The following is a 6,085-nucleotide window of genomic DNA, read 5'->3' as shown; positions in this document are numbered from 1 at the left end:
TAGCGAGACCCCGCCTGAACCGAGCACCGCAGGTTGCCCGTAGCGAAGCGAAGGGACGCAGCAACCAGGGTCGCCTTTTCTTTGCTTACGTTCTTTTGGCGAAGCAAAAGAAAGTAAGTCGCCCGCCGGGGCGAGACCCGGCCAGCAAGCCCATGCAGAGGGCGAGGCGCGCAAGCCGGCGCAAGACCCGGCCCCCCAACCCTTGATACGATGACACCCCACTCGCCCGAGGCGCGCAGCCTCAAAAGGACCCCAAATGCAACTCATCGGAATGCTCGACTCGCCCTACGTCCGCCGCGTAGCCATTTCCCTGCAGCTACTGGGCCTGCAGTTTGAACACCAGTCGGTCTCGGTGTTCAGCACCTTTGACAAATTCCGCAGCATCAACCCGGTGGTCAAGGCGCCCTCGCTGGTCTGCGACGACGGCACGGTATTGATGGATTCGACGCTCATCATCGACTACGCCGAAGCGCTGGCGGCGCAGGCGCCGGCCGGCCGAAGCCTGATGCCTTCCACCCTGGCCGAGCGTCAGCAGGCCTTGCGTGTCATCGGCCTGGCCTTGGCTGCGTGCGAAAAGAGCGTGCAGATCGTCTACGAGCGCCACCTGCGCCCCGCCGAAAAACTGCACCAGCCCTGGGTGTCGCGCGTGACCAGCCAGTTGCTGGCGGCTTATGGCGAACTCGAGTCGGAGTTGCAGCGCAAACCGCTGGCCGTGAGCAGCGACACCATGGGGCAAGACGGCGTGACCGCCGGCATTGCCTGGCACTTCACGCAGGCCATGCTGCCCGAGGTGGTGAATGCGGCGGACTACCCGGCCTTGCGCGAGTTTTCGGCGCGGGCCGAACAGTTGCCGGAGTTCTCGGCGGCGCCGCACAGTGACAAGGTTTACCAGAATCCTTGATGCCCGGCGGCATGCCGGCTGACACGCCGAGGCGATTTCCGGGATGGACGCGGCGGCACCTGCCCGCTAGGATGTCTTTATGCCGCCAGATCCCCATCCCGCTCCGGAGCCGAACCCCGAACTCTCCGAGGAAAACATCAACGAGGCCAGGGATGCCTGGTGCCGGGCCTATGTGCATGTCTGGGCCGATCTCTCAAAAGGCGCTTACGACAAGGAGGCGGTTCAAAAAACGGCTGACGAGCACTGGCAACGCAGCCCGAAGTCCAGCCCGGTGATGGTGGCCACCATGGACTACACCAAGCCACGATGAATGACGGTTTGCAGTTCAAGCCAAGTCATTCTTCATCCGCAAGCAATTGCTCCAGCCGCCTCGGATAGTTGTTCAAAAAATCTCGCGTGACGGCAAAGTGTTCGGTGTCTTCATACTGGACTTCCGATATTCCCGAACCATCAAACAGCAGTATCTTTGCGTTCGGGTAGGACAACAGGATAGGAGAATGGGTTGCAATGATGAATTGCGACTCCTCCTGAACAAGCTGATGTATGGCTGAGAGCGCCGCGAGTTGGCGGTTGGGCGACAACGCCGCCTCGGGCTCATCAAGCAGGTAGAGCCCATTGCCGCGAAACTTGTGCGTCAACAAGGCCATGAATGCTTCCCCATGCGAACGTTCGTGCAAGGAGCGGTTGCCATAGCCGTCGAGATAGCCCACCTCGTCCATATAAGTCGCCACATTAAAAAAGCTCTCAGCTCGAAGGAAATATCCGTCCTTGGGCTTTCGAAAACTGTGCGCCAGACGGAGATTCTCATGCAGTGACGATACCGAATCGGTGGTTGAAAGCCGGACATTTCGGGTACCGCCTTCGGGGGCATAACCGAGCGCTACCGCAATGCCTTCAAGAACAGTGGACTTCCCTGCACCGTTCTCTCCGACAAAGAACGTGACATCGGGATGAAACTTGAGCTCCCCGATTTCCCGCACGGCCGGAATGCTGTACGGATAGCTGTCCAGATCAATCTCCGCATCAGAACGAATCGAGGCTTGTTGAAGATAAGGCCGTGGTGCGAGCATCATCTTTTTGACTACCCCACCTGCAGCTGGTGGTCGTAGCACCACATCCAGCTTTCGCCGGGTTCAAAGGACTGGATTACCGCGTGCCCCGTCGCCGCGTGGTGTTTGCTGGCATGCTGGTTCTTCGAATCGTCGCAGCAGCCGATATGGCCGCAGTGCACGCACAGCCTTAAATGCATCCAGGTGTCGCCCATCTTGAGGCACTCTTCGCAGCCTTTGCCGTTGGGTGAATGGATCTCGGCGGGGACGTGGCTGCAGGGTTTGATACGCATTTGTTGAATTCCTTTCAGGTGGTAACGGCCGCGCGCTCCATCGCCGCCAGGTGCTGGTGGATCATCGCGACGGCCGCGGCGCCCTCGCCTATCGCGCCGCCCACGCGCTTGACGGAGCCGCTGCGCACGTCGCCGATGGCGAACAGGCCCGGGATGTTGGTTTCCAGCGGCGCGGGTTTGTAGTCGGAATGTTTGCAGGTGACGCTCTCGCCGGTGCGCACAAAGCCGTGCGCATCAATCGCCACGCCGCAGCTGTCCAGCCAGCCGGTTTCCGGGTCGGCGCCCACGAAGAGGAAAACGTTGCGCACGTCGGCGTCGTGCTCGGTGCCGCGCTGGCGGTTGCGCCAGGTGACGGCGTTCAGGCCCGTGTTGCCGTCGCCGTGCAGTTTCACCACCTCGGTGTGCGGCAGCAGCTCGATATTCGGCGTGGCGTCTATGCGGTCTATCAGGTAGCGCGACATGCTGGCCGCCAGGCTGGGGCCGCGCACCAGCATGTTGACCTTGGCCGCGTGCTGCGACAAAAACACCGCCGCCTGCCCGGCCGAATTGCCGCCGCCCACCAGCACCACCTCGGTCTGGCTGCACATCTTGGCCTCCAGCGCCGAGGCCCAGTACCAGACGCCGCGGCCTTCAAACTCGGCCAGGCGCGGTACCTCGGGCCGGCGGTAGCGCGCGCCGCTGGCCACCACCACGGTTTTGGCGCGCAGCACGCGCCCGTCGGTCAGCGTCACATGCAGCTCGCCCTTGATGGCCTTGGCCGCGCAGTCCAGCGACTGGGCCTGCGCCGGGATCAGCATTTCGACGCCGAATTTTTGCGCCTGCACATAGGCGCGGCCGGCCAGGGCCTGGCCCGAGATGCCGGTCGGGAAACCCAGGTAGTTCTCAATGCGCGCGCTGGCGCCGGCCTGGCCGCCGTAGGCCCGGCAGTCCAGCACCATCACCTGCAGGCCTTCGGAGGCCGCGTACACCGCGGTCGCCAGGCCCGCGGGCCCGCCGCCGACCACAATCACGTCGAACAGCTCGGGGTGTTCAGCCGTGTCGACCATGCCCATGCAGCGCGCCAGCTGGTTTTCCGTAGGGTTCACCAGCACCGAGCCATCAGGGCAGACGGCCAGCACGTCGCCGGCGGCGGCGCCGTATTGCTCCATCAGCGCGGCGGCATCGGCGTCCTGCGCAATGTCCACCACGTGGTTGGGCTCGCCGTTGCGGTTCAAAAAGCTTTGCAGCCGCACCACGGCGGCCGACTGCGGCCGGCCAATCAGCACCGGGCCGCTGGCGCCGGCCTCGATCAGCGCCACGCGACGCAGGATCAGCGCGCGCACCACCCGCTCGCCCAGGTCGGCTTCGGCAATGATGAGCGCGCGCAACTGGCCGGGCGGCACCAGCAGGGCATCGACGTCGTCCTCGGCATGGCCGTCGACCAGCGCGGGCGCGCCCGAGAGCTGGCCGACCTCGGCCAGGAACTGGCCCGGCCCCTGGGTGACGATAGGCACCACGTGGCCCAGGCCGTCACGCTGGGTGATGGTGACCGAACCCTTGAGCAGCACAAACATGCCGGGGCCGGGCTCGCCGGCGGCGAACAGCCTGTCACCTTTGCGGAAATGCAGCACCGTGCCGAAGCGGTGTATGCGCGCGATCTCCGCAGCGCTGAGCACGGGGAACATCTGGTGCCGGCGGCTTTCCGCCAGCGGGGGCGTGGGGGTTGGGTTTGGGTCGTCAGCCATCAGGAACTCCGGTGCGCGTGGGGGGCATCAGGGAATGTGACGCCCATGCCTCCATGATGCCGGATTCGGTGCCGGCTTGGCGAGCCAGATGACGCTTGCTACAAACTTTTGCGCGTGGCAAACCCGGCTTGGGGCGCCTCGGCTATAAACAGGCATGCCCCTGGACCCCCTCCCCACAACGGACACACCGCCTGCCAGGCCCCTGCGCTGGGGCCGCTGGCTGGCGCTGCTGGTGTGGAGCGCCATCGCCGCCGGGGCCTGGGGCGTCTACAGCGGCATGGTCCACGTCCCCCCGCAGCTGAACCCCTGGGCACCGCTGGACGTGATGGCGCAGCCCGGCCTGCTGACCCGCTACAAACTTTCGCGCGCACGCAACGACCCGGCGCGCTGCCTGGCCGCGCTGGCCACCACGGGTATGCAGTACGACACCCTGCCCGACCGCAGCACCGGCGACGGCTGCGGCTTCCAGAACGCGGTGCGGCTGCGCACGGCGGCCATCCGCATAGGTGCGCCGCTGCCGCTCAGTTGCCCGATGGCGCTGAGTTTTTTCATGTGGGAAAGGCATGCGCTGCAGCCCGCGGCGCAACTGCACATGGGCCAGCGTGTGGCCGGCATGGACCACCTGGGCAGCTATGCCTGCCGCAACGTGAACCGCGGTGAAGGCGCGCCGCCCAATGCGCCGGCCCGCGCGCGCAGCCGCCACGCCACGGCCAATGCGCTGGATATTTCGGCCTTCACGCTGGCGGATGGAAAGCGCATCACGGTGCTGAAAGACTGGCCTGACGAAGACGCCGCCACGGCGCCTGCCCCCCGGGAACTGCTGCTGCGTGATGCCCACAGCGGCGCCTGCAAATACTTCAAGGGTGTGCTGGGCCCGGACTACAACGCGGTGCACAAGGACCACTTTCACCTGGAAACCGGCGGCTACAGCATGTGCCGCTGAGCAAGCCCGCGAAAGTCACCAGCCGTAGAAGCGAGGCCAGGTATGGACCGCGCCGCTTTCCGCGAGCGCATGGTATTCAGGGTGCTGCGCGCCGGTGGCGCAGGCGTGGTTGGGCAAAATGCGCAGCTGCGTGCCGACCGGGAAACGCGTGGCGATGTCCGTGTCCGGCGCACCTTCACGCGAGAGGATGCCGTGCTCCTGGTTGGCGCCGCTGAGCACATAGCCCGGCAGCAACACGCCGTCGGCGTCGCAGACCTGGCCGTAGCCGAAGTCGTGCGCCTGCTTTTGCGTGCCGCGGTCGCGGCTCATGGCCATCCAGCCGGCGTCGACGATGGCCCAGCCTTTGTCCACCTGGTGGCCTATCACCGTGGTCAGCACGCTGAGCGCGATGTCCCCGGTCGCGCAGACGCCGATGTTGTGCATCACCAGGTCGAAGAACACATACACGCCGGCTCGCACTTCCGTCACACCGGCCAGTTGCGCCGCCGACAGCGCCGTGGGCGTGGAACCCACGCTGACGACCGCGCAGGGAAAGCCCGCTTCGCGCACACGTTCGGCGGCCTGCACGCAGGCGGCGCGCTCCTGCTCGGCCATGGCGGCCAGCGCCTCGGGCGTGTTGAGGTCGTAGCTGGAGCCGGCATGCGTCATCACGCCGCCCAGCAGCATGCCGCCTTCATGCAGCGCGCGCGCCACGTCCAGCAAGGCGGCCTCGCCGGGCTTGATGCCGGAGCGGTGGCCGTCGCTGTCGATCTCAATCCAGACCTCGAACTTTTCGCCGTGCTCGCGGCCGAAGGCGGCGATCGCCTCGGCCGAAGCCACGCTGTCGGTGATGATTTTGAGGTCACAGCCCTGGCGCCGCAGCGCCAGCGCCAGCGGCAGCTTGGCCGGCACCATGCCGACCGCGTACAGGATGTCTTTGAAACCGTCGGCGTAAAACTGCGCGGCTTCCTTGAGGGTGGAGACGGTGATGCCCTGCGCGCCGGCTGCAAGCTGCGCGCGCGCCACGGGTGCGCATTTGCTGGTCTTGACGTGCGGCCGGAAGCGCACGCCCAGCGTGTTCATGCGCTGCTGCATGCGCGCGATGTTGCGCTGCATGCGCGCCAGGTCGATCACGGCGGCGGGCGTGTCCAGCGCGGCCAGGGGGTGGGAGGGGGTCGTGGCGGTCAAAGGGAAAT

The 6,085-nt window shown here is 65.7% G+C and carries 7 protein-coding genes; 3 read left to right on the top strand and 4 right to left on the bottom strand.

Annotated elements, in window-relative coordinates:
- Positions 1 to 256: 256 nt before the first annotated feature.
- Entirely contained in the window at positions 257 to 901 is a 645-nt protein-coding gene (locus ACLV74_RS15970) for a glutathione S-transferase (RefSeq protein ID WP_411880379.1), read from the top strand.
- A 79-nt stretch (positions 902 to 980) separates the two neighbouring features.
- On the top strand, positions 981 to 1,211 hold the full coding sequence (locus ACLV74_RS15965) for a hypothetical protein (RefSeq protein WP_411880378.1): 231 nt from the start codon (positions 981 to 983) through the stop codon (positions 1,209 to 1,211).
- Positions 1,212 to 1,236: 25 nt separating this feature from the next.
- On the opposite strand, the gene ACLV74_RS15960 is transcribed toward ACLV74_RS15965, so the two are convergent.
- Genes ACLV74_RS15960 through ACLV74_RS15950 form a run of 3 tightly spaced genes read right to left on the bottom strand, consistent with a single transcriptional unit; the run spans position 1,237 to position 3,967 of the window.
- Positions 1,237 to 1,974, bottom strand: coding sequence for an AAA family ATPase (locus ACLV74_RS15960; protein ID WP_411880377.1), 738 nt, complete (start codon positions 1,972 to 1,974; stop codon positions 1,237 to 1,239).
- Positions 1,975 to 1,982: 8 nt separating this feature from the next.
- A complete protein-coding gene (locus tag ACLV74_RS15955) occupies positions 1,983 to 2,243 on the bottom strand; it encodes a UBP-type zinc finger domain-containing protein (RefSeq protein WP_411880376.1) in 261 nt (86 codons plus the stop codon).
- Positions 2,244 to 2,257: 14 nt separating this feature from the next.
- Complete coding sequence (locus ACLV74_RS15950; protein WP_411880375.1) at positions 2,258 to 3,967, bottom strand: FAD-dependent oxidoreductase; 1,710 nt, start codon at positions 3,965 to 3,967, stop codon at positions 2,258 to 2,260.
- Between the two features lie 154 nt (positions 3,968 to 4,121).
- Between ACLV74_RS15950 and ACLV74_RS15945 the strand changes: the two genes are divergently transcribed.
- Positions 4,122 to 4,910: an extensin family protein gene (locus ACLV74_RS15945; RefSeq protein WP_411880374.1), complete on the top strand. Its 789-nt coding sequence runs from the start codon at positions 4,122 to 4,124 to the stop codon at positions 4,908 to 4,910.
- Positions 4,911 to 4,925: 15 nt separating this feature from the next.
- Here ACLV74_RS15945 and ACLV74_RS15940 read toward each other — a convergent pair whose 3' ends face one another.
- Positions 4,926 to 6,005 (bottom strand): DSD1 family PLP-dependent enzyme, encoded by a 1,080-nt coding sequence (locus ACLV74_RS15940; RefSeq protein ID WP_411880383.1) that lies wholly within the window; start codon positions 6,003 to 6,005, stop codon positions 4,926 to 4,928.
- Positions 6,006 to 6,085: the final 80 nt, after the last annotated feature.

Origin of the sequence: Polaromonas sp. YR568 (genome assembly GCF_943369415.1) — a bacterium.
In the GTDB taxonomy this organism is placed as follows: Bacteria; Pseudomonadota; Gammaproteobacteria; order Burkholderiales; family Burkholderiaceae_C; genus Polaromonas.
Note: the sequence above shows the minus strand (reverse complement) of the source record. Positions and strands in the feature narration are given on the sequence as shown.